The organism is Desulfonatronum thiodismutans, assembly GCF_000717475.1.
In the GTDB taxonomy this organism is placed as follows: Bacteria; Desulfobacterota; Desulfovibrionia; order Desulfovibrionales; family Desulfonatronaceae; genus Desulfonatronum; species Desulfonatronum thiodismutans.
Genome location: NZ_JPIK01000020.1, coordinates 167,017 through 192,564 on the forward strand (window position 1 = coordinate 167,017; position 25,548 = coordinate 192,564).

Sequence of the window (25,548 nt, forward strand, 5' to 3'; positions counted from 1 at the left end):
TTGGCGTTTTTTCAATATACTGAAATTGTGTCATTTTTATCATGGCATGGATCGTGCTAAACCAGATGCAAGACCATAACGGTTCAACCTCAACAGGAGAAATGATCATGAAGAAGCTTATCGCGGTTGCAGCTATGGCGGTTACTCTTTGTCTGGCCGGGCTGGTTATGTCCGGAACGGCTTTCGCCCAGCAGTGCGTGGACAACGGAAACGGGACAGTGACGGAGGTCTACGGCGGATACGACCTGATGTGGCAGAAGGCCACGGCAGGTAAAATGGTCTGGGATGTCGCCATGAGGTATGCCTCCAGCCTTTCTTTAGGCGGGCATTCCGACTGGCGGTTGCCGAAATTGCATGAATTACGGCTACTGTACCATTCTCCCTGTAAATCTATGATGGAAGTAGTGGAGACCGGTTACTGGTCGTCTATTACCGACGCCCACGATGCGGGCCGCGCGTGGCGCGTCGACTTCGACGACGGCAACGTGTTCAGCCTCCATAAGTCGAGTGACCGCTACGTTCGTGCCGTGCGTGCCGGACAGTGATGGATGATTTGATTCGTCGGTGATTTAGCCCTTTGGCTGGATAGGATTGTCGCTGTGGTATGACACCTTGTCCAGATGCGGTGCTTACAGCATCTCCGGAATTGGCGGCTGGAAGCTGCCGAGCAAGGATGAGCTTCAGGCTTTACACCGTGCAATGCGGGGCGGACATCCATTCGCCGGGGACCATTCGCGCCTCTACTGGTCCAGCGAGGCCGCCTCGGACTACCGCGCGTGGAGCGTGCATATGAGTGACGGCAGCATGGGCGAGTACCTCAGGTTCTACAACTTCCTCGCCTGGCCGGTCCGCAACGTACAGTGAGGTGCTTGGGAGCTGTGGTTGTTCTGAATACTGGGCTCTTTGGCGGGATGAGGCTGTCCAAGGCGCAGCCTCATCCCGAAGCCCATATTTGCGATTTAGCCCCATGCCCTGGCGGTTGGCAGAGGTAAGAGATTGGATGCGACGAAAAAGAATCGGCAACAGAATGTATTCGGCTTCCTGTCACTCAACGAAAATGGAGGTAGAGATGAGAAACAACGCATTGATTTTTTTAATGATAATACTTTTCCTGGGCGCTTCCCATGCATCAGCATTTGAGGCAACGATCAGCAATCCGACGGATCATCTCGTATTTGTTGATGGTTATGGCGTGGCGCCCGGCACGGACCACAGTGAACTGGCCATGACCATTGGTTTGAACCCCAAAGAAACCTTATCCCTGGATTTCATGCACTATGTTCCTTCCGGTCTGACTGGGAGAATATATGTGAGCAATAGTCATCAAAGTGAATGGCTGCAAATCAGGCCGGTTACGATCCAGGGAGGTGACACGGACGGAATTTCCAATTTCACTCCTTTGTCTGGAAATACATCATGGGATATTTGCTGGAAAGCAGGGACAGTTGCACTTCCCATCAAGGACAATCAATACGGCTTCTGCAAAAAGTGAGAGGAAAAGATGAAAAAAATCGCACTGGTAGTTATCCTCGTTGGTTTTGGCGCAGGAATCTTGATGACGAATTTTTATCATGACTCGGCAACTGCATACAGATTCCAGAATTCTGCTTTGCAGGCATTTTTCGACGTGTTCCAGCCGCGTGAATCCCATGCCCAGGCAGCACCGCCTCCGTGCGAATACTCATTATCGGACGCCTATCAGATGTGCCGGACCGGATGCGATGGATGGTACGACTTCGGCATGGAGCGGCAATCATGCAAGTCCGGATGCATGTGGATGTGGCAGAATGTCAGAAACGGCAACCATCCATCCAATTGCCACTATCGAGACTGATTCCCGGCCATTGCCTCATGCGGAGTGGTATACGTCAGACAGCCGCCTTCCGTGAAACCAGCGATGGACGGTTCGGTGGTATTCACCATCAATCCCAGACCAGGGGGCGCATGGACATGGGATACTCGTTCCGGCCTAGAATGCATCGCGACGTCTGAGCAACGCGGCGAAAATTATCCGACTCAACTCGTGACAACCCAGGTCGTGGATTGGCCACCAACTCAGCTTTCCGGATTTTGACCGGACGGCCTCGGCCTGGAACTGCAATCCGGCGCGCAAGGCGTCCTGGCCCTGTCGCAAAGTGACAAGCTGAAAGGCCAGCAATACGTCGGAGCTGTTTCGCTTGCCGGAAGTACGGCGAAAATGAAGGACGCCGGATGGAGAGCGGCCAGAGGCGTGCACCGCCATGACCGTTTCCCGCAAGCTGATCAAGCTGACCGCGAGACACGCGCCCCCGGCTGAAATGTCTTCCAGCCAGGTTGACGAGGATATCCCGGTATAAAGGGCTACGGGCTCCCCGGATTCGGTCAGAGTTTCCATATTTTCCGGCAGCCCTGCAAGCCCGAGGTGGATGTGAGCGGACTGCATCGGCAAAAGGTCCGCGGCCACGCGAGGATGTTTCCGATCCAGGGGGAAAACGTCCTGGATGGGCTCCACGACCAAAGCGGTGGTGCTTTTCGATACCGGCTTGACGTGCCTGAGGCTGCATGTACAGGCATAGAAACGCTGGTCCTGGTGCTTATGTGGAATAGAGAAACGAAAAACCAGCGTTTCGCGAGTGGCCTCCTCACATCGGGCTTGCTCTGAAGGGGGTACGGTGAGTAGCAGATAGCTGTCTTTCAGCCCTCCCATGCGGCAGACAATCCCCGGCGTCGAGGGGCCTGACTCTGAAACGAACTCCAGAGACACCTTGGCGTTGAGTGGAATTTTTTCAAGAACCAGGCGGCTGTGGTACGTTTGCGGCTGGCAGCCTGCTTGGTTGTCATCCGCAAGCAGCTTGGTCCGAAGTCGATTTCGAGTGTTTCGTTCTCTCTGAGCCAGATGATCTCGCAGCTTGTTCCGCCAGTAGATCATGGCCAATGATTTCACGAAACCGGGTTGCATCAGTGTTTCGTGCCTAAAGTGGCTGGCCGGGCATGTTACTGCGTTCCCCTTGATGAAAGTGGCCCGAAAGTATTCGATCAGTTCCTGAACGGAATTGTTATCCAGACAGGGAAAGCCATCCTGCCAGGCCGACTTTCGCGGGTCATGAAAAAAGTCGTGCAAGGAAAAAAAGAGCGTGGTATCACCGGAAACCACCACGACATGGGTCTTGAGTGAGTCGGTACATGCTTCCTCGTGAAGGCGCAGAAAGGCATCCGGTATTTTGCTGGTTTTCTTGTTGCTTTGGAGCAACTCAAAACAAGCCTCGCGATGGGCGTTGGTCCCGAAATTTTCCAGAAAAAATGTCCCGGCCATGGCCAGCCGGTGACGCAGCGGCATGGTGATGAAGTCGGAACGTCTTTGAAAAATCGGGTTCTCTTCCCTGAAGACGTACTCTTTCCCGGCGAGAAATCTGAAAAACGAATTTTCATTCAATACTGAACGCCGTTGGTCGAAAACCTCCCAGATTTCGTCGGAGGGGGCTGCTTGAAGATGGTCGTAGTCCAGCCACAAGGCCATGCTGTCCAGGATGTCGTGCCAGACTTCGGAGTGGTCAAGAAAGGATTTTAGGGGTTCCTTGTCGCCGTCGCTTCGGAAGGTATTCACCAGCCAGTCGGGCAGGGGCCTGAGGCCGACGTGCCGGTCCGCTGGACAGCCGGAAAGGATTTGTGCCAGCAGACGTTCAAGGCATTGAACGAAGTCGAACCCGTCGGCGTTTATCGGGAGTCGCCATCCTCGTTTTTCGAGTTGTTTGAGAAGATTGCCCACGAATTGTTCATGAGGGATCGTGCTGGAGATCGTGGTGGAGATCATTGGTAGAGTGGTTGTGGCAATTGGATTTGGATTGGGACTGCCGTGGTGGATGCTTCGCGAAACTTCGTAGTCGTATTCATCGTTTCCCGTTGTTCAGCTTTTTCGACATTATTGCAGGTTTTACTGTAATTGAAAACACTAATGGCACGAAGGAGGCGAGTCCTCGTTTCGACCTCCTCTTCTCATTTCTTGATATGTTTTGTAAAAACATGCTTTAGTGTTGAGATGTAAACATAAACCATTAATTTATGATGGAACAAGAGAGTCATGAAACTGTCGCGAATAGAATTACTGGTGGCGGAGGAGGATGAGGATCGGTTTGCCGGGTTTCTGGCACAGCGAGTGTCCTGGGGGTGGGAGGTGGACCTTTCCGAGTCGGGGCGGGTTCGGTTTGTGATCCATTTTGAACCCGCGGGGCAAGCAGGGACTTTGGCTCATGATCCAGATCAAGAATTCACGGGAAATCTGGCCGATGAACTGCTGCGGGAGGTCCAGCGGGAATGGCCGGACGTGATCTGGTCCGAGTCCACATATGAAGACAAGGATTGGAGTGAATCCTGGAAAGAGTTCTTCAGTCCCGTGCGCGTTGACGAGACTTTCCTGGTGCTGCCGCCTTGGCTGAAGTCGGAGGGCGAGACTTCCGGGCTGATTCCGCTGATCATAGAACCGAAAATGGCCTTTGGCACCGGGCATCACGCCACCACTGCCCTGTGTCTGAAGGCCGTGGCCATGTTGTGGAGGGAAGGGGCCGTTTCCGGTGATACCGGTTTTCTGGACCTTGGAACCGGCTCCGGCATTCTGGCTTTGTCCTGCGCCAAGCTCGGGATGTCCGGCCTGGCCCTGGACATCGACCCCGTTGCCGTGGCCAACGCCTTGGAAAACATGGCTTTGAATGAAATTTTTCAAGGTGTGACCATCCGCAAGGGCGGCCTGGAAATACTCGATCCGGACCGGCGTTTCGGGCTGATTCTGGCCAATATTCTGGCCGGTCCGTTGGTGCATATGGCGCCGACCCTGGCTCGGCGACTGGAATCCGGGGCGAGCATGGTCCTGTCCGGAATTTTGGGGGAGCAGGCCGAGCGAGTGGAGACCGCGTACCGCGACCAGGGTCTGCCTGCGCCACGAAGGCTGACGGACGGGGAATGGGTCGCGCTGATCTGGACATAAACGGCAAGGGCCTCACGTCGTCTCCGACGTGAGGCCCTTTTGGCGTGGGACTTTTCGCGCCCCATCGTATTTCTTCCGCTGATCCGTTACCCAGCGCTCTTCAGTTCCTCCACCAAGCCGCTCAGTTCGTGCAGGCCCGCGTTCAGATCCTCGATGGCCTTGGACGAGGCATGCATGGCTTCGGCGTTTTCCGTGGAAATGCGGTCGATTTCCTCCACCGAGCGGGTGATCTGCTCGCTGGCCGCGGATTGCTGTTCCGCCGCGGTGGCAATGGAGCGGACCTGGTCCGAAGTGGATTCGGCCAGATTGACGATCTCCCGCAGTTCCTTGCCGGACTTGGCGGCCAATTGGGTGGCTCCCTTGACCGACTCCACGGTCTGGTCCACGCTGGCCGCATTGTCCCGGACCTCCACCTGGATGGCGGAGATGTAGTCGCCGACCTCCTTGGTGGCGGTCATGGTCTTCTCAGCCAGTTTGCGGACTTCATCGGCCACCACGGCGAAGCCGCGTCCGGCGTCTCCGGCCCGGGCCGCCTCGATGGCCGCGTTCAGGGCCAACAAGTTGGTCTGGTCCGCGATGTCGTCGATGACGGTCATGATCCGACCGATGCCCTCGGCCTTTTCTCCCAAGCTGGCGATCTTCTTTTTCAGATCCAGAGCGTTGCGTTGCACGTCGGCAATGGCCTTGACCGCATTTTGGACGATGTCCGCGCCGGATTGCGCCTTGACTTTGGCCTGATCCGAACCTTCGGCCGCATGGGAGGCGTTTTTGGCCACTTCCAGTACCGTGGCGTTCATCTGCTCCGTGGACGTGGCCGTTTCTCCGGTACGCATCTTCTGCTGCTCGGAGCCCTGCCTCGCGGTGTCCACCTGCCTGGACATCTCCTGGGCTGAAGTGGCGATCCGGGCCACTACCTGGTCGATGCGTTCCGCGGCCTGAAGCATGCCGTCCCGGCGAGCCCGTTCAGCTTCCTTACGGGCTTCCTCGGCGTCCTGGGTACAGATGTTGGCCCTTTCCACGGCTTCGGCCGCTTCCTTGGTTTTTTGCTCGGACTCGATGATTTTGTCCCCAAGGTTGCCGACCATGGTATTCATGGCAATGCCCAGCTCTTCCATTTCGTCACGGGAAACGAGGTTGACACGAGTTTCCAGATCGCCGGCCCCTACCTTCTGGGCAAAGCCGAGCAACTGCTTCATGGGCTTAAGAATCGCGGCCCAGACCGTGGCCTGCCCCACCACGGCGAAGACCAGCAGAATGACTCCAATCAGTCCGATCAGCAACCAGGTGATGTGACGAATTAGTTCTTGCTCTTTGGAAATGTCCAAAACATAGACCATCACGCCGATTTGTCGTCCGCCATAGTCCTGGATCGGGAAGGCGGTCAGGGAGTAGTTGTCAAGGATGGCCACGGAGAGTTCCGATTTGGCCTGGGAGAGCAGGGCGGGTGTGATCAGGTTGTTGACCGCCGGGTCGTCAGCCCCGGAAACTCTTACGAATTGATCGCCGATCAACGGATGCTTCGAGGCGTCTTGCAGGCGCTGGGCGATGCGCAAGAGGTCCGAATTCATGAAAAGAAGCAGGTGCTGTCCTTCCCTGGCGGCCGCGGTCCGCAGGATTGGTTCGAACTCCACCAGCATCTCCACGCTGCCCAGGTGTTCGCCCCGACTGGAGGTCAGCGGCAGGACGCTGCGGATGTCGAAGCCTCCAACACCGACTTCGAGACCCTGCACCAGACGTCGTTCCCGGTTGGCTTCCATCACGGTTTGGCGGAAGCCGGAGATATCGTCGGAAATGTCGATCAACTGGCCGTCGCGACGAAAGTTTCTGTCCATCCAGAGCCGGACCAGGCTGCGTCCGTTGGGCAGGTGAAAGTGCAGTTTCAGCCGGTCATCCATCACAGCCTCGTAGCCTTGCAGGGTGTGGAGCAACTCGTTGCGCAACATTTGGCGGGCCTGCTGGAGCATGGGGTCGGCCTCGTCGTCAATGTTTCCGGAAAGGGCGATCTGATAGGCTCGTTGGACCGACTGCAATCTGGTGAAGAGCGCCGTCAGTTCCTGGGCCTTCATGCTCGCCATATCCATGGCCGCCTCAATCTCAGCCACCTTGCCCAGACCGATCTGGGTGACGAACTCGCTGCTTAGACGTTTCAGATTGGAGTTCGTCACGAAGTACATCACCGCGCCCAGCATGAGCAGGGCGATGAACAAGGGGATGAAAACTTTTTCTCGAAGCTTGATGCGCACGAAAAAACCTCCTTTTGTGGCGGGCATTGCGGGAATGATAAAAGTTCAGACGGCGATGACCGCCGTCTGATAAGTCACGTTTTATTGAAAAGCGAAATACGACTAAAATAGAACGATTTCGCTGGATATGCAAAAAAAATAAGATTTATGATTCATAAGCTTGCTTTTTAGCTAATACTGCTTGAGCCTTTGCCAAGAAATCAAAAAGAGGTCAAGCAAGCGACAGTCTTGTCCCGAATTTCACGAGGATCGCGCGGCTCAGAACCTCGTTTTGAAGCTCGTATGGATGAGCAGGGTCGTAAATTTTTTCGAAAAAAAAGGTCACCACCTCTTTTATTTTCTTGGAACTTCGTCTAAGTCCTCCTTCATCCCATGGTAGTGGGTCCGTTAACCATTTATTTCAGGAGGCGAGCGATGTCTTTGCGGCGAGTAAGTATTCTTTTTTCGGTTATGATTCTTGGATGTTTTTTTGCTTTGGGAGGGCAGGGCGAGTACTCCCCGGCCGATGCGTCCGATACCATCACCCTCGGGTTCGTCATTCCGCTGACCGGGGACATCCCCAAGGTCGGTGAATCCTCCCGCTATGCAGCGGAAATGCTGCGCGAGGAAATCATGGCCCAGGGCGGTCTGGAAGTCGGCGGCGTCAAGCATGAATTGCGCTTCATCTACGAGGACAACGAGTCCAAACCGGAATCCGCGGTCATGACCATGCTCAAGCTGATCGACCGGGACCGCGTTCTGGCCATTGTCGGCCCGCAGTCCAGCAAGCAGGCCGTGCCGGCAGGGCAGGTTGCCAACGACAACCGCACTCCGATGATTTCTCCCTGGTCCACCAACCCTGATGCGACATTGAATCGTCCCTGGGTCTTCCGGGCTGCGTTCCTGGATCCGTTCCAGGCTCCCGTGGCCGTGGATTTTGCCATGAAGCAGTTTAATGCCGACAAGGCAGCCGTACTTTTTGCTCTGGCGAATGATTACAGCAAAGGGCTGGCCGAATTCTTTCGGGATGATTTTGAATCGAAAAATGGAAAAGGTTCCGTTGTGGCCTTTGAATCCTACGGCGACCGGGATCAGGATTTCAGTGCCCAGTTGACGAAAATTCTCTCGGCCCAGCCGGACTTCATCTTCCTGCCCAACAACTACAACGAGGTGGCCTTGATCGTTCGGCAGGCCAGCGACCTGGGCTGGACCGGCCCGTTCATGGGCGCCGACGCCTGGGGCTCCGCCGAACTGATGACCCTGTGCGGCGACCTGTGCAAAGGTCATTACTTCTCCACCCACTACGCCGCTGCCGGGGCCACCGGGGCCACCAAGGATTTCATCGAAAAGTACCAGGCCAAGTACGGCTACACGCCGGACGACGTGGCCGCCCTGACCTGGGATGCGACACGTTTGGTCCTTGAAGCCATCCAATCCACCGGTGGTTTGTCCGGCAACCTGCGCAACGACCGGGCCGCCATCCGCGATGCCATGGCCGCTATCGAAGAGTTCGACGGCATTACCGGCTCCATGCGTTTTGACGACGAAGGCGACCCCATCAAGTGCGCCGTGGTGGTCAAAATCAACGACGCCGGCGAATTCGAGTTCACCGAGTCTGTTTGCCCGTAACCTAGCCTATTAATTTCTGATCCGGGACGGATGTTCAGCGTTCGTCCCGGATCAGCTCCAACCTTTTCTTCCCGAGGATTTGTCGTGGAATCTCTGTTTCAGAACATCATGAACGCCTTGCAGTGGGGCAGCTTCTATTCCCTGATCGCTCTGGGCTATTGCCTGGTCTACGGGGTGCTGCGCCTGATCAACTTCGCCCATGGCGACATTTTCATGGTCGGCGCGTTTATCGCCTACTTCGCGGCCACTTTTTTGATGGGCACGTACACGGACTTTTCCTTCGGCCTTTCCAATCCCATGGTGCTGCTCCTGACCATTCCCATCACCATGATTCTTACGGCCGGGGTGGGCGTGACCATTGAGCGGGTGGCCTATCGTCCGCTGCGCAACAAGGGGGCTCACCGACTGTACGTGGTGATCACGGCCTTGATGTGCGGCCTGATTCTCCAGCACGCCAACCTGGCCGTGCTGGGCGCCAGCCGACGCAGCTTTCCGGACCTGGTGGAGCGCAGCGTGTACACCATCGGCGGGGTCACGTTCACCAATCTGCGCGTGGCCACCATTTTGGCCGCGTTTTTGGTCTTCGCCATGCTCTACACCATCATCTCCAAAACGCGGATCGGCATGGCCATGCGGGCCATTTCCTATGATCGCTTCGCCATTCCGCTGATGGGCATTCCCGTGGCCACCATCGTGGTGATCACCTTTGTTCTCGGCTCGTCCCTGGCCGGGCTGGCCGGACTGCTCTATTCCATGTCCTATCCGGTCCTGGAACCGTACATGGGCGCGATGATCGGCTGGAAGGCCTTTATCGCCGCGGTTGTCGGCGGGATCGGGGACATCCGGGGGGCCTTCGTGGGCGGCTTTCTGCTCGGCTTTTTGGAAATCATGGTCGTGGCTTTTTTTCCGTCCACCTTCCGGGATCTGATCGCCTTCAGCATCCTGCTGCTGATCCTGTCCATCAAGCCCACGGGCATCTTCGGCATGGCCCAGACGACGAAGATTTAGGGAGGTGTCATCATGACCCAGCTGGCCATCGATGTACCGGAAAACATTTTTTCCACCTTGCGCCTACCGCCAGCCGAGTTTGCTCGGGAAATGCGCATAGCGGCGGCTGTTCAGTGGTATGCCGAGCAACGTGTTTCCCAGGAAAAAGCCGCTGAGATCGCCGGGCAAAGCCGAATCGAGTTCATTGATGAATTGCGTCGTCGTCGAATTCCCGCTATTCAACTCGATTTGGACGAACTTGAAGCGGAATTGAACGATGGCTGAGCATCTTTGGGTGGTCAACGCATCTCCTCTGATATTACTTGGTAAAATCAGGAAGCTTGACCTGCTTCATCGACTTGCTCCCCGAGTCGTCGTGCCGGCAGCGGTAGTCGAGGAGATTTCCGTCGGCAGGATTGAGACAGCCACTCGGCAAACTCTCGACTGGGTCAAGCCTTATATTTGGCCGGATATGCCGGTTCCTGTTTCAGTGATACGTTGGGACATCGGCGCGGGAGAGGGGCAAGTATTGGCTCAATGCCTTGATGGGACAGGCAGGGCAATTCTTGATGACAATAAAGCTCGTGCCGCGGCCAAAGCGCACGGAATTCCGTTGCTCGGCAGTTTGGGCATTGTTCTGCGCGCCAAGAAAGCCGGACTCATCCCGGCCGCACGACCTTTAATAGAGCACTTGGTCGCCAGCGGTTCATATCTTTCACCAATCTTGATCCGTGAAGCACTGTCCAGGGTTGGCGAGCAACCCTGATCAACAACAACCTTATCCATTATCACTCCATCCATTATCACTCCCGAGAGGCGGACCGAATCCATGCAGCGTTTTACCGTCCCCATTTTGCTGGCCGCGCTATTCGCCGGACTGATCGGCATGAGCCAGGGCGGCATGATCGACCTTTACATCCAGTCCGTGATCATGTTCATGGGCATCAACATCATCCTTTCCTCCAGCCTGAACATCGTCAACGGCTACATGGGCGAATTCTCCTGCGGGCATGCCGGGTTCATGGCCGTGGGGGCGTATGTTTCCTCTCTGCTTTCGGTCTGGCTGCTGACCGACGATCGAGTTTTCGGACCGGCGGTCCTGTCCCCGGAACTGGCCCTGGTTATCTTTCCCCTGTGCCTGCTGGGCGGGGCCGTGGCCGCGGCCCTGGCCGGACTGCTGGTGGCCATTCCTTCTTTCAAGACCCGGGACGACTATCTGGCCATCATCACCATCGCCTCCCTGTACATCGTCAAGAGCACCATCGAGAACATCAGCGCCATCGGCGGTCCCCGCGGGTTCATGGGCATGCGCTCCGTGGTGGTGTTCATGGAGGACGTGATCGAACTGCCTTGGATGATGATCTGGATATTCATCTGCACCGTCTTCACCATCTGGATTATCCGGCGTTTCGTTTCCTCCACCTACGGCAAGGGAATCATCGCCATCCGTCAGGACGAGGTGGCCGCGGAGATCATGAGCGTGAACACCAACAAGATGAAGGTGGTGGCGTTCATGCTTTCCTCCGGCCTGGCCGGTCTGGCCGGGGGCTTATTCGCCCACGTCCTGGGCTACGTGAATCCCGGGGCCTTCGGCATCCTGAAGACCACGGAAATCATGGTCATGGTCTACCTGGGCGGCATGGGCTCCCTGACAGGATCGGTGCTTTCCGCGGTATTGTTCACTTTGCTGATGGAAGCCATGCGGCCCTTGCAGATCATCAAATGGGTGATCGTGCCCCTGATGTTGATTATTTTGATGCACTTCCGGCCCGAAGGGATCATGGGCAACCGGGAGCTGTCCGATATTTTTCCGCGCCTGCGCCGCTGGATTCAGTTCAAGTAGGGTGGGAGGAGAACGATAAATGGCCTTGCTGGAAATTCAATCAGTGACCCAGATTTTTGGCGGTTTGTGCGCCTTGTCCGACTTCAACCTGCGCTTTGACGGCGGCGAACTGAACGGCCTGATCGGGCCCAACGGCGCGGGCAAGACCACGGTCTTCAATCTGGTCAGCGGCTTTTACAAGCCCAGCCAGGGAAACATTCTGTTCAAGGGCACGGACACCCGACGGCTCAAGCCGCACAAGATCACGGCTTTGGGCGTGGCCCGGACCTTTCAGAACATCCGGCTCTGGCACGACATGACCGTGCTGGACAACATCCGTCTGGCCCGGCACCAGACCCTGGGCTACAATCTGGTGGACGCCCTGGTCCGGACCCGTCGCTATCAGCGGGCCGAGGCGGATATTGAGCACAGCGCCCATGAAATTCTTGAAGCCCTGAAACTGGATCGCTACGCCCAAGAGCGCCCCAGAAACCTGCCTTATGGATTGCAGCGACGGGTGGAGATCGCCCGGGCCCTGGCGGGCAAGCCGTCCCTGCTGCTTTTGGACGAACCGGCGGCGGGGTTGAACTCCACGGACATCGAAGGTCTGATTGAACTGATCCGCTGGATTCACAAGGAGTTCAAGCTGACCATCTGGATGATCGAGCACCAGATGGACGTGGTCATGAGCCTGTGCACATGGATCAAAGTGATCGACTTCGGCGCGACCATCGCCGAAGGCACGCCCGACCAGATTCAGAACAACCCCGACGTGATCAAAGCCTATCTGGGAGATGGAGCGCTGTGATGCTTTCAGTGGATAACCTCAAGGTCAAATACGGTAATATTCAGGCCCTGCACGGAATCAGCTTTCATGTGGATCAGGGCGAGGTGGTCACCCTGATCGGGGCCAACGGCGCGGGCAAATCCACCACCCTGATGTCCATCGCCCGCCTGACCCCGCCGGAGGCCCCCCGGGTCACGGAAGGAGATATCAGTTTTCAAGGACAAAGCCTGTTGAAAACCCAGGCCCACGACGTGGTGGCCAACCTGAAGATCGCCTTATGCCCGGAAGGGCGGCACATTTTCGGCAACCTGACGGTCATGGAGAACCTGCAACTGGCCACGTATTCCCGGAAGCCCGGCGAGAATCTGGAACAGGAATACCAACAGATTTTCGACCTGTTTCCCCGGTTGCATGAACGCCGCCACCAGCGCAGCGAATCCCTGAGCGGCGGCGAACAACAGATGCTGGCCGTGAGTCGGGCCCTGATGACCGGCTGCAAGTTTCTGATGCTGGACGAGCCGTCCATGGGTCTGGCCCCGCTGTTGATGTACGACATGTTTCGCGCCTTGAAGCGCCTGAACCAGAACGGCATGACCATCCTCCTGGTGGAGCAGAACGCCCGCCTGGCCCTCCAGTTCGCCCACCGGGCCTACGTCCTGGACACCGGCCAAATCCGCATCTCGGGGTCGTGCTCCGAACTCATGGACCACCCGGAGATCAAGAAAGCCTATCTCGGCGGGTAGTCCATGGGCTGATTTGTCTTCGATCCTCCAGTCTTGTCCGATCTGGCAGGCATCGAAATCGATCTTCAACGACAATGCCTCACAATGCGTCACCAACAGTTCTTCTGATGCCGATTTCGATTTCGATAGCGATTTCGACCTCGATTCTGGCCTGACTCTCAGCTTGCCCATGCCCGCGCCGTATCCCGACCTCCGCCAAACCTCCCCCGGCCTCGCCCCGCGGACCGTGCCCTGCCTTAGCCTGATCGGCATGGCCGGGGCCGGGAAGAGCACCTTGGGTCGGGCCCTGGCCCAGGACCTGGGTTGGGCCTTGGTGGATACGGATCGACTGATGGAAGCGCATTGGGGCGCGCCATTGCAGGCATTGTTGGACCAATTCGGTTTGGAGGACTTTCTGCGGGCCGAAGAGGACGTCGTGGCGAAGCTCTGGTTGTGGCGGACCGTGGTGGCCACCGGGGGGAGCGTGGTCTATGGGCCAAGAGCTGTAGGGCGCTTGCGGGAACTGGGACCGGTGGTTTATCTGCGGGTCGGTGTGGGCACGATCTGTGATCGGGTCCGGGACGCCCGAGGCCGAGGGTTGGCCAGACGGCCGGAACAAACTTTGGAGCAGCTTTATGCCGAGCGCGAACCTCTCTACCGGTCCGCCGCGGACCTGACCCTGGACATGGACGACTGTTCCATCGACACTGCGCTGGAACGACTTCGTCCGGGGCTATTGGACCAACTGAAAAACTTTTTGGGGCGAACATGAAGCAAAAACGAGGAACAATTATCTTGGGCGCGCCGGATCGCGGAAGCGTGATCATTTCTTGGCTGCCTGTGATGTTGTCCGTGATCGCGGCCCTGGCCCTGAGTCTGGAATACTGGCTGATGGAGACCGGGCGAGGTGGACTGTGTCCTACGGCGGGGTGCGCCGTGGTTGGAACCTTCGTCAAATTCGGCGAAAAGGTATTTATCGGGCTGGGAGTGATCTTTTTCTGGCTCCTGGCCGGAGCATTTTTTCTGGCCCGGCAATGGGACAAGAACTGGCTTTGGCTGCTCATCGCCATCATCCTGACCGCCGGCTTGGCGTTTGACGGTGGAATCCTGGGCTTCCAGCGCTTCGGGATTCAGGAAACCTGCGTGCTCTGTTACGCCGTCGGCGTGACCTTGTTGCTGATCCTGCTGGCTTTCGGCGCGGCCCGGAAGTCCCTGGCCGCGGTGGTCATGGGGTTGGCCGTCTGGACCGCGGCCTTTGCTTCTCAGGCCATGTTTCTGTTCCCCGAGCGAACCCCGGACCTGCGGGAAACCGTCCTGGTCACCCACCGCGCGGATACGTCCACCTACCCTCAACTCTACTACTTTTTCAGCCTGCATTGCCCGTTTTGCACCCATGTCCTGGCCAGTCTGGCCACGCATCCCCCGGTCAGCGGCGAATGGAACCTCGTGCCCCTGGACACTCAGCCCGAGGACCAGCGCAAACTTACGGCTCTCCTCGACCTGCCGGAAACCGCCGACAATCCGTTTCAAGCCATTCTCCTGGTGGAGCGAGCGGCCGCTCCGGACATTGCCATTCAGCCAAAGGTCTCCGAGGCCGCGCGCAAGGGCGGCACGTTCCTGCGCAACAGCGGCTTCCGCGGCGTCCCCCTGCTCATCGTCCAGGAAACCCCCACCAAACGCGTCGTCCTCCAGGGCCGCGATCCCATCCTGAACTATCTGCTGGAAAAACGGATCATTCCATTTCGACTGTTTTTCTGACCGCCACGCTTTAACACGCGAGTAGCAGCCACTGCCACCCGCCTCGGCAGCCGCATCTCCCGACCACGACGGCCAAGGTTACAGTGAGGTATGGACGTACTTGACGTTGCAGTTCGGAAGATTATGTGAAGCCAACGGTAATGAACACGATCTGATCGATACGAAACAGAGAGGAGGAATATGCATAATCGATATTCCGGCTTTGCACGACGAATTGGGGCCCGGGCCATGACCAGACGGGATTTTATTTGGTTGGCCACGGTGGGAACAGCTGGGGCGGCCACGGGCTGCGCCGTCAATCCAGTCACCGGACAGCAGCAGTTGATGTTTCTGTCCGAGGCCAATGAAATCGCTTTGGACAAGGAACATTCGCCGCATCAGTTTTCCTCGGATTACGGAGCGGTCCAGGACGTTCGGCTGAATCAGTACATCACTACGGTGGGGGAGAGCATGACGGGGTTCACCCATCGCCCGCACATGCCGTACTCATATCGGTGCGTGAACGCGACCTACGTCAATGCCTACACCTTCCCCGGAGGCAGCATGGCCACCACCAGAGGGATCATGCTGGAAATGCAGGACGAAGCGGAGCTGGCCGGGCTGCTGGGCCACGAGATGGGCCATGTCAACGCCCGGCATACGGCGGCGCGGATGTCGACGGGCATCCTGACCAGCGTGGTCCTCCTGGGCGCTTCGGCGGCCCTGGCGTCCCAAGGCGAGACCTGGGGAGCCGTTGCCGCTGGTTTGGGCGGGGTGGCCGCCGGGGCGCTGTTGGCTCACTATAGCCGCAACGACGAGCGGCAGGCGGACAGTCTGGGCATGGAGTATATGACCAAGTCCGGATACAGCCCCGAGGGCATGGTCGGCCTGATGGACGTGTTGCGCAAGATGCAGAAGAACAATCCCTCGGCCATTGAGATGATGTTCTCCACCCACCCCATGAGCGAGGAGCGCTACCAGACCGCGGTCCGGGAGGCCGGGAGCACGCATGCCCACGCCCGAACCCAGCCTCTGTATCGCGAACGCTACATGGACCACACCGCCGGCCTGCGCCAGATCAAGGGGGCCATCGAGAAGATGCAGGAAGGGGAAAAGCTGATGCGCCAGGAACGATTTTCTCCGGCTGAAACCGCCCTGGACGACGCCTTGCGTCAGGCCCCGGAGGATTACGCCGGGTTGGTGCTGATGGCCAAGTGCCAACTGGCCATGGATCGGCCCCAGCGGGCCGAGTTCTTCGCGGACAAGGCCCGGAACATCTATCCCGCCGAAGCTCAGGCCCATCATGTCAGCGGCGTGGCCAAACTGAATCTGAAACAGTTCGATGCAGCTTACGATCAGTTTGACCGTTATGAAAAATTGCTTCCCGGAAATCCGAACACGGTCTTTCTCAAGGGCATTTCCCTGGAAGCCATGGGTCGCCGCAGTCAGTCCGCCCAGGAATACCAGCGTTTTCTCGGCAGCGTCCGCCAGGGTGGACAAGCCGAGCACGCCTACGGCCGCCTGGTGGAATGGGGCTATATCTCGCCTTGAGCACTTGCTCCGATCGTCGTCGGAAAGGTGAATCACGGCCTCCATTTTGCATTTCCCTGGCAGGCTGAATTTTTTGACCACCTCAACCGTCGACAAGGAAGGAGCAATACTATGAGAATCGATGGCGCTGACAGTGTTTTTGCCGGCCATGACTATCTGAAGACCCTCCAGGATAAAATTCAGGACCTCAAGCGAGGTGTCGAACCTCGAATGGCCGGGGATAAGACGAGTATTCATCCGCGCCACTCCTTTACGAGTACGAGCGGAGAGGTCTCATCCGGCGATGTCCGGCAAAGTCTCGAACAGATCAAACATTCCGGGCAAGGCGCTCAGTTGGGGAACCTGCATGCCAATTTGAACATGGACCGGGTCCGGGAACTGTTAAGTCCTTTGGGATGAGTGTTTGGCTTGGGCGTTTTTTCGATTCCGATTTTGACTTTTGAGGTTCACGAACTCAATTCCGCTTCATATCCATCTCTCTCGGGTTGACGCCGTCGCATAAAATATTATCTGTAGGCACTTTTTGCTGTGTGGCGCATTATAAAACATCCCGAGTAAGGAAAAGGAGAACGGATATGAACGTGGAAGCATCGCAAGGCACTGGTGAAACCAGGGAGTTTCAGGCCGAGGTCAAGAAGATCCTCGATATCGTGATCAACTCGCTGTACACGGAGCGGGAAATTTTCCTTCGGGAGCTGATTTCCAACTCCGCGGACGCGTTGGAGCGGTATCGGCATCAGAGTTTGACCGACCCGGGGGCGGACCCGGACCTGCCCCTGGAAATCCGGATCACGGTGGACAAGGACGCCAAGACCCTATCTATCACGGATACCGGCATCGGAATGGATCGCGGCGAGTTGGAAGCCAACCTGGGGACCATCGCCCACTCCGGAACCAAGACCTTCCTGTCCCAACTGGCCGAGGGGACCAAGGACGTCAACCTGATCGGCCAGTTCGGCGTCGGATTCTACGCCGCCTTCATGGTCGCGGGCACGGTCCGGGTGACCTCCCGCTCTTATCGCCAGGACGACACGGGCCATGTCTGGGAGTCCGACGGCGGAGGAGCCTACACCATCACAGCGGCATCCGAATTGCCGAGAGGCACGTCCATTGTCCTGAAGCTCAAGGACGACGCGGCTGAATTCGCGGACCCGGAGCGGATCAAACGGATCATCAAGCAGTACTCCAGCTTCGTGCCCTTTCCGATCCTCCTGGACGGCGAGGCAGTGAACACGGTCCAGGCTCTGTGGACCAAGAGCAAAAGCGAGATAACGGACGAGGAGTACTCGGAATTCTATAAGTTCGTGGGCAACGCTTTTGACGAGCCGCTGCTCCGGCTGCATTTCGACACAGACGCCCCATTGGCCATCAAGGCTCTGCTCTTCGTGCCCAAAGACAATTTCGAGAAGTACGGCCTGGGCCGCACCGAGCCCGGGGTCAACCTGTATTGTCAGCGTGTACTCATCGAGCAGCATTCCAAAACCATCCTTCCGGAATGGTTGCGCTTCCTGAAAGGCGTGATCGACTCCGAGGACCTGCCGCTGAATATCTCCCGCCAAGCCCTGCAGGACAGCTCCCTGGTGCGCAAGATCAATTCCGTGGTCACCAAACGTTTCCTGAAGCACCTGGAAGAGACAGCCAAGAACCAGCCCGAGACTTACGAGACCTTTTGGCGTGATTTCGGCTACTTCCTGAAAGAAGGCGTGGTTAGCGACTTCGGCCATCGGGAAGCGCTGGGCAAGCTGCTGCGCTTCGAGTCCTCCACCACGGAGCCCGGCAAGCAGACGTCCCTGGCCGACTATCTGGGTCGGATGAAGATCGCCCAGAAGGAAATCTTTTACATCCACGGCTCCAACCGCGAAGCCATCGAGGCCGGTCCGTACATCGAGGCCTTCCGCAAGCGCGACCTGGAAGTGATCTACACCATGGACCCCATCGACGACTTCGTGATGGGCCACTTGGCGGAATTCGAGGGTAAGAAGCTGGTTTCCGCGGATCGGGGAGATATCGAGCTGCCGGAGCTGGACGCGGACCAGAAGGATCAGAAAGACCAGCCGGAAGCCGAGAAAGAGATGGACAAGGCCCAGGCCACGGACCTGGCCGCCTGGATGAAAGGCGTGCTCGGCGACCGGGTCAAGGAGGTCAAGGAGTCCAAACGCCTGGAAGGCAGCCCGGCCATGATCGTCAACCCGGACGCGCATATGACCAGTTCCATGGAACGGATCATGCGCGCCGCGGGCCGCCAGGGCGACCTGCCCATCTCGGCCAAGGATCTGGAAATCAACGCCCGCCATCCCCTGATCAAGGGCTTGGCCGCGCTGCGCCAAACCGACGAGCCATTTGCCCGCACCGTGGCCGAACAAATCCTGGACAACGCCATGGTCCAGGCCGGCCTGCTCATCGAACCCAGAAACATGGTGGACCGGACGTATCGGATTCTGGAGCGGGCGGTTGGCGGAGCAGGGGAGTCATCGGGAAAGGTTGAGACGGGTTCCTGATTATCATCTGTTTTCCTGGATCGCACGAAATCTATGAGGATAGTGACCTTTGCATGGAGATCGTCGTGACGTAGGGGCGGACCTATGTGTCCGCCCTTGCGGGTGAACGATACCCTGCCGATTTCATTGTGTCCCAGTCCGTAATGGGCCCCAAACAGTAATGGGCGCACACACAGGTGCGCCCCTACGTGACAAATCAGATAACGATGGACCCCCTGGAGGATATCCTCCAGGGGCTTTTTTCGGTCTTCTCGATTTCCACTTTGCCTCGGATCGCCTCACCAAAACAAACAGGCCGGAAGCATCTCGCTCCCGGCCTGTTCAGCCTGCCGTTTCGGCAACCCGCTATCTCTTCATCCGAATCACTTCATCTAGCATCGTGTCGACGGTGGTGATGGTCTTGCTGTTGGCCTGGAAGCCTTTCTGGGTGCTGATCATCTTCACGAATTCCGTGGCCAGGTCCACGTTGGAGAGTTCCAGGGTATTGGAGGAAACAGTCCCCAAGTTTCCGGTACCGGCAATTCCCGTTAATGGAGGCCCCGATGAGCCCGTTTCCGCGAACAGGTTACCGCCTTCGCGGTTCAACCCCCAGACGTTATTGAAGTTGTTAATGGTGAGTGCATACAGATCAATGACTTGCCCATTGGAGTAACGTCCGGTCAGAACTCCTTCCCGGTTGATGGAAATGTTCTGCAAAAAACCAGCGGTGTAGCCGTTTTGTGTTTGATATAATGTTGTTGATGCGTTGTTGTAAGCTGTCGTGGAGAGAGCACTTCTTTCCCAATCAGCAATATCTCCCGCAAAAGCCCCTGGAGCGTAAGCCGCGATATCTCCAACGAATCTTGTTCCAAGTGTGAATTCAATATTTTGAGGTTCTCCAAGAAAATTTACAGCAAATGTTGGATAGCCATTTCGTGAAATAAAATATGGATCGCCATTTCCATCTTCTGTCTGGAGAGTTGGGTTTGCTCGCATATCGATAATCTCTCCAGCAGGATTAAACAGAAGATCTCCTGTCATTAATAATCCAGTGCCATTTTCTTGATCTTCTTCAGGTGGAATCGTTACAATAAACTGCCATATCGTATTTGGCTCGTTATCGATGACATCCGGATCATCATTCGGCCTTTTATCAAAGTATACCGTCACAGTATGAGCGCCGCCATTTGCATCGTAAATTTTCATTGTTGCTGGATACTCATACTGGTTATTCCCCAAGTTACCTGGGTCAGCGAGCCATGCCGCTTCGAGATCGTCGACACTGGATCTGGCGGCGGAGTCGAGGTTGACCACGGCGTTGATAGTGGATGTCGGTGATGGAGGAGATTGAAAGTTGTCTAACTGAATGTCTCTGGGGACGCCCTGAATATTGACGCGTCGAGCACCAATACCATCACCATCAACGGCATCGACCAATGGATCGACTGTATCTCTGGCGACTTGCCAGCCTTGAACCCTATACCCATGAGGATCGACGAGAAATCCGTTCTGGTCAAAGCGGAAGTTTCCGGCTCGGGTGTAGTAATTTATGTCGTCCCCAGGAGGACTGACGGTAAAGAAACCATTGCCGGTGATGGCCACGTCGGTGGATTCATTGGTGGTTTCAAGGGAGCCCTGGCTGAAGTCCCCCAGGACGGCGCCGACCGCGACCCCTCGCCCAACCTGCCCCACACCGTTGGCCACGCTGACATACTGGCTCATGAAGTCTTCAAAGTGCATGCGAGAACCTTTGAACCCGACGGTACTCACATTGGCGATGTTGTTGCCGATCACCCCCATTTTACTGCCATGCCCCTTGAGGCCGCTGACTCCCGTCCACATTGACGCGGTGAGACTCATGATTGTGCTCCTTTGTATAGCCCGCTCGCGCCCTTAAGAGGCGAGGGGGGGAAATGAATTACTGGGTCAGACTGTTCAAAAGGTCTTCGGTGGAGGAAGATCCGCCGAACAGTCCGTTAAGGTTCGCCAGATTTCCTGTAATATTCTGGAGTTCTGATGCCAGCGCGTTGCTTTGCGTCGCCCCTGTCCCGACGACTTCCTTAACGTCCATGATGTTGACTCTTCGTCCGTCCTGAAGGCGCAGGAAGGTTTGGCCATCCTCGCTGACCACCGCTGACACCACCCCGCTTGTTTTGGTGGAGATCATCAATGGCTCACCATTTTTGCCTTCAGCGGCCATGTAAATGCTGTACACCCCGTCGGGCAGCGGATTGCCGGAGTGATCCCGGCCATCCCAGACAAACTCGTGCTCGCCGGGCATTCGTTCAGGCAGGGTGATGGTTCGGACGATGTTTCCGAAGGAGTCGAAGATGTTCATGTGCAGTTTTTCAGCAATGTCCGGCAGGGAATAGGTGAAGGAGCTGACGGAGTCTCCGTCCTTGCTGATGCTTCTCCCTTCCGCTTGGATTTTCTTGCCGATGAAATTGACCGCGTTCAGCGTTTCCTGGCGGGCAAACGAATCCTTGAAGCTCTCAATGGACTCGGAGATGTTGCTGAGCTGTTCCAAGCTGGAGAATTGAGCCAATTGAGCGACGAATTCCTTGTCATCCAGAGGATTGAGAGGGTCTTGGTGAGCAAGCTGCGTGGTCAACAGGCGCAAAAAGGCGTCTCTGTCCAGTCCGCTTTTATCGCCTGTCCTCGGGTCCGGTGGAGCGAAGTCTCGCTCTGCTCGGCCGACCAGATTACTGGTGTGCGGGGTGACGTAAGGGCTTGTCGACATGATCTTTCTCCCGGAAAGAGGAAAATTTTGCTAGGCGATCAGGTTGATGCCGCCTTCTCGAGATGGATTTTGCAAAACTGATGCCTGTTCCGAGGCGTCCTGGCCTCCGGCGCCGTTGTTTTTCAGCAGGCCTCGTCCCAGAGCAGCCCATTGGGTATTGGCGCCCTGTTCCTGAAATTTTTGGCCATCAGAACCTTGCCAAAGCTGGGTGAACTGGTTCTGGTCCTGCAACTGGGTCGAGACTTCCAGGCGCGAGACCCGCAGGCCCTGGGATTCCAGAGACTGGCGGAGCAGGGGGATGTTCTCGGCGATGATCTGGCGGGCTTCCTGGTTTTCCGCGCGGAGCACGGCCTGGACTTCCTTGCCCACCACTCTCAGGTTCACGGTCAGACTGCCCAGGTCCGCCGGGTGCAGCTGCAAGGTCAGTTGTTGGCGGCCCTGGCCCATGTTCTGGAGCAGACCGGAGTGGACCTGATTCAAAACGGCCCGGTGCGGAGCCGGGGCGTTGGCCAGGACTTTGCGGGCCGCGGCCTCGGTATTGTTGGCCGCGGTGGTCTGGCCCATGATAGATCGGGAGTCGGGCCCGGCGTCCTTGAGCAGGCTTCCGGATGCCTCGCCGCTGCCCTGGACGCTGACCTTGTTCCAGAAGGATTCCCAGCCCTGGGCGGACTGGTTGGCACTATTTGGGGCATTGGGATTTTGCCAAGGTTTTCCCTGGTTGGCGTTGTTTTTGCCGTCGCCTTCCGAGGCCGCGGTCCTGAGTGCGTTCAAGGCTTCGGACATGGACATCCGCTGGGCGTTGGGGCCGTTGTCCGCGGCCTGCATTCGGAGATCCCGATTTTCAGATGAGGCCAGAAGCCTTTGGATTTCCGCCAGCAATCGGGTTTTGTTCTGATCCGTTCCCTCCGCGGCCTCCTTGATCATGCTGAGGATTTTTTTCAGTTCTTCCGGAGTCAGCTCTTTATCCGTGGCTTGCTGGATAATTTGATCAATATTCGGAGACGATCCGCCACCGTTCTGTTTCAGGGCGTTTTGGAACGCGGCCAGGGTTTCCGGGGTCAGCTTCAGTTCACCCTTGCCCGCGGCATCCGCGACACGTTGCAGCACATCGGCGTTTTCCCGGAGGGCCTTGTGCACCACGGAGCGCAGTTCCGGGGTCATTTCCATACCGGCTTTTTTCATGGCCTCGGCAATGGCCCGCATGGTGTCCACGGATTTCGGGTCCACGTTCTTGAAGCTCTCCTCACTCAATCCAAAGAATTTTCCCAGGGATGAATCAGCGGTTCCGGAGGCGTTGTTGCCACCTCGAAGACCCAGGGCTTGCAGCAAGGCCTGGATTTCCGACGGCGTAAAGGCGAATCTCTCTTCGCCCGTCAGATTGGAAAGCAATTCCGCGACGCGTTTGAAGACCGCATCCAGTTTGTTGTCCTGAATATCCTGAGCCAGACTCAGGGCATCGTCCGGAGTGAAGCCGATTTTTTCCAGTAGACTTATCAGATTCTTTTCCTGCTCCGGGGTGAGCTTGAGTGGTTCACGCAAAACTTCGAGGACTTGTCGCCAAGTGACAGCCTCATCGGAATCGAAAAGGTCCTCGAGTCGATCCAAGCTCTCCTCGTCCACGCCCATCTTTTCAAGCTTGCGGCGCAACGCGGCAAAATCTTCCCTGTTTACGGGTTGGTCCATTTCGCGGGAAGAAAGCGGAGGATCTTTGTGAACGGACATGGGGGGCTCAGGATCGTCTCGCCAATCGTCGTTTCGAAAATATTCCGAATGTGTTGAATTCGGCAAAGGAGGATGGAAGGGAGCATCGTTTCGCCTATCGCGAAGAAAGGCCCCGAACACGTCATTGAAATTTTCGTTTCCAAGGTTGAACAGCGGTGCGTCCAGGGCAAATCCCGAGTCGGTCGAGGTATTGGATTGGGCTGAGAAAGAGGGAAAAATCTGCATGGTCTTTTCTCCTTGCCCGCGTATGTTTCAAGAGTCGTTCCAATTTCTTCGTTTTCGGAGGTGTTCAGGCTCGTCAAGTCGCCCTTGTCCGCGACGGCCTGTTGCGATAGGAGACAAGGCCATGTCCACGGCACGGGCGACTTCTCGGCGGAAGCCCCCTCAAAAAGTAATTCAGGCGAACTGTCAGGCACTTCCGCGGTATTCGAGCCGCATGTATCTGCAGCTCGCCCCGGACGGCATCTCCTTGCTGAAGTTTCTTCTGGAGGCCGAGGACAATCTGGCCTATCAGAGTACGGTGAGCCCGCATACGGCGGTGGTCAAGCTGGTCTTCGCCCCGGGCCGGGAGCGGGAAGTTCGGGAGTTTCTGGAGACGGCGCACCATCAATTAACGTTTCGAGAGGTGGTTACGTTCCGGGGTGAGTGAGGAAGGGCGGAAGGAATCACGAAAGGGTACGGAGGAACAGGATGGATAATGAACGACGTCGTCATGCAGTGACCCCATGGATGGTCGTGCTGCTCGTCGCGGCTTGGTTGAATCTGGGGATGGGCGGACTCGGCGACTCGGATGTGGTCACCAAGATTCCCAAGCCGGAACGCTCTTTTCTGGTGGAACTGGTGGACGCCGCCGACGTCTCCTTCGCCTTGCGCGATTTTTCCATGAGCGGCCTGACCATGCTTCCGGTTACAGCGGGGAAGGCGGACATCAGTCTGGATTTCGCGGAAATTCTGGAAGCCCGGATGTATCTCCAGGACGACCGTGTCCTGGCCAGGGTTTTGTTTCGGAATCAAACCACCAGAGAATTCATGATTGAGCCGGACTTGGCGTTCTATGGATTGACGGATTGGGGTAAATTGAAGATCAAGGCTGAGAATATCCGACGGATCACGTTTTTGGGCCGGGCGGACAAGCCCCTGCCCGCTGGAATGAGGACGGACTGATCCCCGGTCTCATTCGTGCAGGGTAACTATTCAGCACATCCTGAGTTGCGCCCATTTCCGACTCTGGATTCCCGCCTGCGCGGGAATGACTTGGTTTGTCATGCCGCCTCCCAACCAGTCATACCCGCGAAGGCGGGTATCCAGTCGATTTATTGGACGAACTGAGCAGTTGCCTTCAGATTGAAAAACGCTCTGGCCGTTTCCCCGCAGGCCTTCCAGACATCCTGAATCGGCTGGCCGCGCAGTTCGGCGACGGCCTGGGCCGTATAGCAGAGATAGGCCGGTTCGTTGCGTTTCCCCCGAAAGGGGTGCGGGGTCAGGAACGGGCAGTCCGTTTCCAGGACCATCCGGGATAGTGGAATGTGGGGGATTACTTGGCGCAGGGTCGTGCTTTTGGGAAAGGTGACCGGTCCGGGGATGGAGATGTGCCAGCCATGAGCCAGGACGTCTTCCGCCAGTTCCCGGCCCTGGCCGAAACAATGCCAGAGCAGGGGACGGTCTTTGAAGCCCATGTCCAACAGGATGGCCAGGGTTTCCGGCTCAGCCTCTCGGCTGTGGACGATTACGGGCAAGTCCAGCTCCCTGGCCAGGCTCAACTGGTCCTGGAACGCCCGGACCTGGACATCCCTGGGGCTGCGGTCCCAATAAAAGTCGAGTCCGATTTCGCCCAGAGCGCGGAGTCCCTTGTCCTTACCCTGATTTTGGGCGAACAGCGCGGCCATGTCCGCCAGAACGTCCGGCGTGACCGTGGTTGCCTCGTGCGGGTGGATGCCCAGGGTAAAGAACATCCCGGCAATGGCGGACAATCGCGGCTGATGGGTCCGGTACGCTTCAGGTGACAGAAAGATGTTGCCGAACCAGGCCACTCCCGCCGCCCTGGCCCGGTCCATGACATTGTCCAGATCCTCGGCGAAGTCCGGAAAGTCCAGGTGAGCATGAGTTTCCACGCCCACGGGGGGCAGGCCGAACGTCTCCGGCAAGGGGATGTTTTTTTTTGACGACATATGGTGCTTCTCCTCCGGGCGGAGAAC

Annotated in this window: 25 protein-coding genes; 19 read left to right on the forward strand and 6 right to left on the reverse strand. The window is 57.1% G+C overall.

What is annotated here, in order from left to right; all coding sequences use genetic code 11:
* Positions 1-107: 107 nt before the first annotated feature.
* The 4 genes from GY33_RS0115175 to GY33_RS21105 all read left to right on the forward strand — a co-directional run bounded on the left by GY33_RS0115175 (position 108) and on the right by GY33_RS21105 (position 1,834).
* Positions 108-545 carry an Lcl C-terminal domain-containing protein gene (locus GY33_RS0115175; protein WP_161788486.1) on the forward strand — a complete coding sequence of 146 codons (438 nt, stop codon included), beginning with the start codon at positions 108-110 and terminating at the stop codon, positions 543-545.
* 67 nt (positions 546-612) lie between these two features.
* Positions 613-864 (forward strand): Lcl C-terminal domain-containing protein, encoded by a 252-nt coding sequence (locus GY33_RS0115180; RefSeq protein ID WP_161788487.1) that lies wholly within the window; start codon positions 613-615, stop codon positions 862-864.
* A gap of 205 nt (positions 865-1,069) precedes the next feature.
* Positions 1,070-1,492 (forward strand): hypothetical protein, encoded by a 423-nt coding sequence (locus GY33_RS0115185; protein ID WP_031388148.1) that lies wholly within the window; start codon positions 1,070-1,072, stop codon positions 1,490-1,492.
* 9 nt (positions 1,493-1,501) lie between these two features.
* Positions 1,502-1,834, forward strand: coding sequence for a hypothetical protein (locus tag GY33_RS21105; protein ID WP_152555212.1), 333 nt, complete (start codon positions 1,502-1,504; stop codon positions 1,832-1,834).
* 135 nt (positions 1,835-1,969) lie between these two features.
* Here GY33_RS21105 and GY33_RS0115190 read toward each other — a convergent pair whose 3' ends face one another.
* On the reverse strand, positions 1,970-3,790 hold the full coding sequence (locus GY33_RS0115190) for a hypothetical protein (protein WP_031388149.1): 1,821 nt from the start codon (positions 3,788-3,790) through the stop codon (positions 1,970-1,972).
* Positions 3,791-4,057: 267 nt separating this feature from the next.
* On the opposite strand from GY33_RS0115190, the gene GY33_RS0115195 reads away from it, so the two are divergent.
* Positions 4,058-4,957 carry a 50S ribosomal protein L11 methyltransferase gene (locus GY33_RS0115195; protein ID WP_031388150.1) on the forward strand — a complete coding sequence of 300 codons (900 nt, stop codon included), beginning with the start codon at positions 4,058-4,060 and terminating at the stop codon, positions 4,955-4,957.
* An 86-nt stretch (positions 4,958-5,043) separates the two neighbouring features.
* On the opposite strand, the gene GY33_RS19990 is transcribed toward GY33_RS0115195, so the two are convergent.
* The gene (locus GY33_RS19990; protein WP_051822694.1) at positions 5,044-7,200 is read right to left on the reverse strand and encodes a methyl-accepting chemotaxis protein; all 2,157 of its coding nucleotides are present in this window, start codon (positions 7,198-7,200) and stop codon (positions 5,044-5,046) included.
* A gap of 450 nt (positions 7,201-7,650) precedes the next feature.
* Here GY33_RS19990 and GY33_RS0115210 point away from each other — a divergent pair, with 450 nt between their 5' ends.
* The 12 genes from GY33_RS0115210 to htpG all read left to right on the forward strand — a co-directional run bounded on the left by GY33_RS0115210 (position 7,651) and on the right by htpG (position 18,912).
* Positions 7,651-8,808, forward strand: a complete 1,158-nt coding sequence (locus GY33_RS0115210) for an ABC transporter substrate-binding protein (RefSeq protein ID WP_051822703.1) — start codon at positions 7,651-7,653, stop codon at positions 8,806-8,808.
* 84 nt (positions 8,809-8,892) lie between these two features.
* The gene (locus GY33_RS0115215; protein ID WP_031388153.1) at positions 8,893-9,816 is read left to right on the forward strand and encodes a branched-chain amino acid ABC transporter permease; all 924 of its coding nucleotides are present in this window, start codon (positions 8,893-8,895) and stop codon (positions 9,814-9,816) included.
* A 12-nt stretch (positions 9,817-9,828) separates the two neighbouring features.
* A complete protein-coding gene (locus tag GY33_RS0115220) occupies positions 9,829-10,080 on the forward strand; it encodes a UPF0175 family protein (protein ID WP_031388154.1) in 252 nt (83 codons plus the stop codon).
* Positions 10,073-10,561 (forward strand): DUF3368 domain-containing protein, encoded by a 489-nt coding sequence (locus GY33_RS0115225; RefSeq protein WP_031388155.1) that lies wholly within the window; start codon positions 10,073-10,075, stop codon positions 10,559-10,561. The genes GY33_RS0115220 and GY33_RS0115225 overlap by 8 nt, the downstream gene beginning before the upstream one ends.
* Positions 10,562-10,624: 63 nt before the next feature.
* Entirely contained in the window at positions 10,625-11,638 is a 1,014-nt protein-coding gene (locus GY33_RS0115230) for a branched-chain amino acid ABC transporter permease (protein WP_031388156.1), read from the forward strand.
* Between the two features lie 19 nt (positions 11,639-11,657).
* Positions 11,658-12,425 carry an ABC transporter ATP-binding protein gene (locus tag GY33_RS0115235; RefSeq protein ID WP_031388157.1) on the forward strand — a complete coding sequence of 256 codons (768 nt, stop codon included), beginning with the start codon at positions 11,658-11,660 and terminating at the stop codon, positions 12,423-12,425.
* Positions 12,422-13,147, forward strand: a complete 726-nt coding sequence (locus tag GY33_RS0115240; RefSeq protein WP_031388158.1) for an ABC transporter ATP-binding protein — start codon at positions 12,422-12,424, stop codon at positions 13,145-13,147. The genes GY33_RS0115235 and GY33_RS0115240 overlap by 4 nt, the downstream gene beginning before the upstream one ends.
* A 169-nt stretch (positions 13,148-13,316) precedes the next feature.
* Positions 13,317-13,898 carry a homoserine kinase gene (thrB, locus tag GY33_RS0115245; protein WP_051822704.1) on the forward strand — a complete coding sequence of 194 codons (582 nt, stop codon included), beginning with the start codon at positions 13,317-13,319 and terminating at the stop codon, positions 13,896-13,898.
* A complete protein-coding gene (locus GY33_RS0115250) occupies positions 13,895-14,884 on the forward strand; it encodes a hypothetical protein (RefSeq protein WP_152555213.1) in 990 nt (329 codons plus the stop codon). The genes thrB and GY33_RS0115250 overlap by 4 nt, the downstream gene beginning before the upstream one ends.
* 180 nt (positions 14,885-15,064) lie before the next feature.
* Positions 15,065-16,414 carry a M48 family metalloprotease gene (locus tag GY33_RS0115255; RefSeq protein ID WP_031388161.1) on the forward strand — a complete coding sequence of 450 codons (1,350 nt, stop codon included), beginning with the start codon at positions 15,065-15,067 and terminating at the stop codon, positions 16,412-16,414.
* Positions 16,415-16,525: 111 nt separating this feature from the next.
* On the forward strand, positions 16,526-16,813 hold the full coding sequence (locus tag GY33_RS0115260) for a hypothetical protein (RefSeq protein ID WP_031388162.1): 288 nt from the start codon (positions 16,526-16,528) through the stop codon (positions 16,811-16,813).
* A gap of 176 nt (positions 16,814-16,989) precedes the next feature.
* A complete protein-coding gene (htpG, locus tag GY33_RS0115265; RefSeq protein WP_051822695.1) occupies positions 16,990-18,912 on the forward strand; it encodes a molecular chaperone HtpG in 1,923 nt (640 codons plus the stop codon).
* Between the two features lie 345 nt (positions 18,913-19,257).
* On the opposite strand, the gene GY33_RS0115270 is transcribed toward htpG, so the two are convergent.
* Genes GY33_RS0115270 through GY33_RS0115280 form a run of 3 tightly spaced genes read right to left on the reverse strand, consistent with a single transcriptional unit; the run spans position 19,258 to position 23,353 of the window.
* On the reverse strand, positions 19,258-20,751 hold the full coding sequence (locus GY33_RS0115270; RefSeq protein WP_031388164.1) for a flagellar hook protein FlgE: 1,494 nt from the start codon (positions 20,749-20,751) through the stop codon (positions 19,258-19,260).
* Between the two features lie 58 nt (positions 20,752-20,809).
* Positions 20,810-21,631 (reverse strand): flagellar hook assembly protein FlgD, encoded by an 822-nt coding sequence (locus GY33_RS0115275; RefSeq protein WP_084185210.1) that lies wholly within the window; start codon positions 21,629-21,631, stop codon positions 20,810-20,812.
* A gap of 30 nt (positions 21,632-21,661) precedes the next feature.
* Positions 21,662-23,353: a flagellar hook-length control protein FliK gene (locus GY33_RS0115280; RefSeq protein WP_161788488.1), complete on the reverse strand. Its 1,692-nt coding sequence runs from the start codon at positions 23,351-23,353 to the stop codon at positions 21,662-21,664.
* 436 nt (positions 23,354-23,789) lie between these two features.
* Here GY33_RS0115280 and GY33_RS21365 point away from each other — a divergent pair, with 436 nt between their 5' ends.
* Both GY33_RS21365 and GY33_RS0115290 read left to right on the forward strand, forming a co-directional pair.
* Positions 23,790-24,002, forward strand: a complete 213-nt coding sequence (locus GY33_RS21365; RefSeq protein WP_051822696.1) for a DUF4911 domain-containing protein — start codon at positions 23,790-23,792, stop codon at positions 24,000-24,002.
* 41 nt (positions 24,003-24,043) lie between these two features.
* Positions 24,044-24,517 carry a hypothetical protein gene (locus GY33_RS0115290; protein ID WP_152555214.1) on the forward strand — a complete coding sequence of 158 codons (474 nt, stop codon included), beginning with the start codon at positions 24,044-24,046 and terminating at the stop codon, positions 24,515-24,517.
* A 149-nt stretch (positions 24,518-24,666) separates the two neighbouring features.
* Here GY33_RS0115290 and GY33_RS0115295 read toward each other — a convergent pair whose 3' ends face one another.
* Entirely contained in the window at positions 24,667-25,521 is an 855-nt protein-coding gene (locus GY33_RS0115295; RefSeq protein WP_031388169.1) for a TatD family hydrolase, read from the reverse strand.
* Positions 25,522-25,548 lie beyond the last annotated feature (27 nt).

Excerpts from the sequence above, each read along its gene's own strand:
- GY33_RS0115175 (WP_161788486.1), top strand. The coding sequence starts at position 108 with ATGAAGAAGCTTATCGCGGTTGCAGCTATGGCGGTTACTCTTTGTCTG.
- GY33_RS0115185 (WP_031388148.1), top strand. The coding sequence starts at position 1,070 with ATGAGAAACAACGCATTGATTTTTTTAATGATAATACTTTTCCTGGGC.
- GY33_RS21105 (WP_152555212.1), top strand. The coding sequence starts at position 1,502 with ATGAAAAAAATCGCACTGGTAGTTATCCTCGTTGGTTTTGGCGCAGGA.
- GY33_RS0115190 (WP_031388149.1), bottom strand. The coding sequence starts at position 3,790 with ATGATCTCCACCACGATCTCCAGCACGATCCCTCATGAACAATTCGTG.
- GY33_RS0115195 (WP_031388150.1), top strand. The coding sequence starts at position 4,058 with ATGAAACTGTCGCGAATAGAATTACTGGTGGCGGAGGAGGATGAGGAT.
- GY33_RS0115210 (WP_051822703.1), top strand. The coding sequence starts at position 7,651 with ATGATTCTTGGATGTTTTTTTGCTTTGGGAGGGCAGGGCGAGTACTCC.
- GY33_RS0115220 (WP_031388154.1), top strand. The coding sequence starts at position 9,829 with ATGACCCAGCTGGCCATCGATGTACCGGAAAACATTTTTTCCACCTTG.
- GY33_RS0115225 (WP_031388155.1), top strand. The coding sequence starts at position 10,073 with ATGGCTGAGCATCTTTGGGTGGTCAACGCATCTCCTCTGATATTACTT.
- GY33_RS0115230 (WP_031388156.1), top strand. The coding sequence starts at position 10,625 with ATGCAGCGTTTTACCGTCCCCATTTTGCTGGCCGCGCTATTCGCCGGA.
- GY33_RS0115235 (WP_031388157.1), top strand. The coding sequence starts at position 11,658 with ATGGCCTTGCTGGAAATTCAATCAGTGACCCAGATTTTTGGCGGTTTG.
- thrB (WP_051822704.1), top strand. The coding sequence starts at position 13,317 with ATGCCCGCGCCGTATCCCGACCTCCGCCAAACCTCCCCCGGCCTCGCC.
- GY33_RS0115250 (WP_152555213.1), top strand. The coding sequence starts at position 13,895 with ATGAAGCAAAAACGAGGAACAATTATCTTGGGCGCGCCGGATCGCGGA.
- GY33_RS0115255 (WP_031388161.1), top strand. The coding sequence starts at position 15,065 with ATGCATAATCGATATTCCGGCTTTGCACGACGAATTGGGGCCCGGGCC.
- GY33_RS0115260 (WP_031388162.1), top strand. The coding sequence starts at position 16,526 with ATGAGAATCGATGGCGCTGACAGTGTTTTTGCCGGCCATGACTATCTG.
- htpG (WP_051822695.1), top strand. The coding sequence starts at position 16,990 with ATGAACGTGGAAGCATCGCAAGGCACTGGTGAAACCAGGGAGTTTCAG.
- GY33_RS0115270 (WP_031388164.1), bottom strand. The coding sequence starts at position 20,751 with ATGAGTCTCACCGCGTCAATGTGGACGGGAGTCAGCGGCCTCAAGGGG.
- GY33_RS0115275 (WP_084185210.1), bottom strand. The coding sequence starts at position 21,631 with ATGTCGACAAGCCCTTACGTCACCCCGCACACCAGTAATCTGGTCGGC.
- GY33_RS0115280 (WP_161788488.1), bottom strand. The coding sequence starts at position 23,353 with ATGTCCGTTCACAAAGATCCTCCGCTTTCTTCCCGCGAAATGGACCAA.
- GY33_RS21365 (WP_051822696.1), top strand. The coding sequence starts at position 23,790 with ATGTATCTGCAGCTCGCCCCGGACGGCATCTCCTTGCTGAAGTTTCTT.
- GY33_RS0115290 (WP_152555214.1), top strand. The coding sequence starts at position 24,044 with ATGGATAATGAACGACGTCGTCATGCAGTGACCCCATGGATGGTCGTG.
- GY33_RS0115295 (WP_031388169.1), bottom strand. The coding sequence starts at position 25,521 with ATGTCGTCAAAAAAAAACATCCCCTTGCCGGAGACGTTCGGCCTGCCC.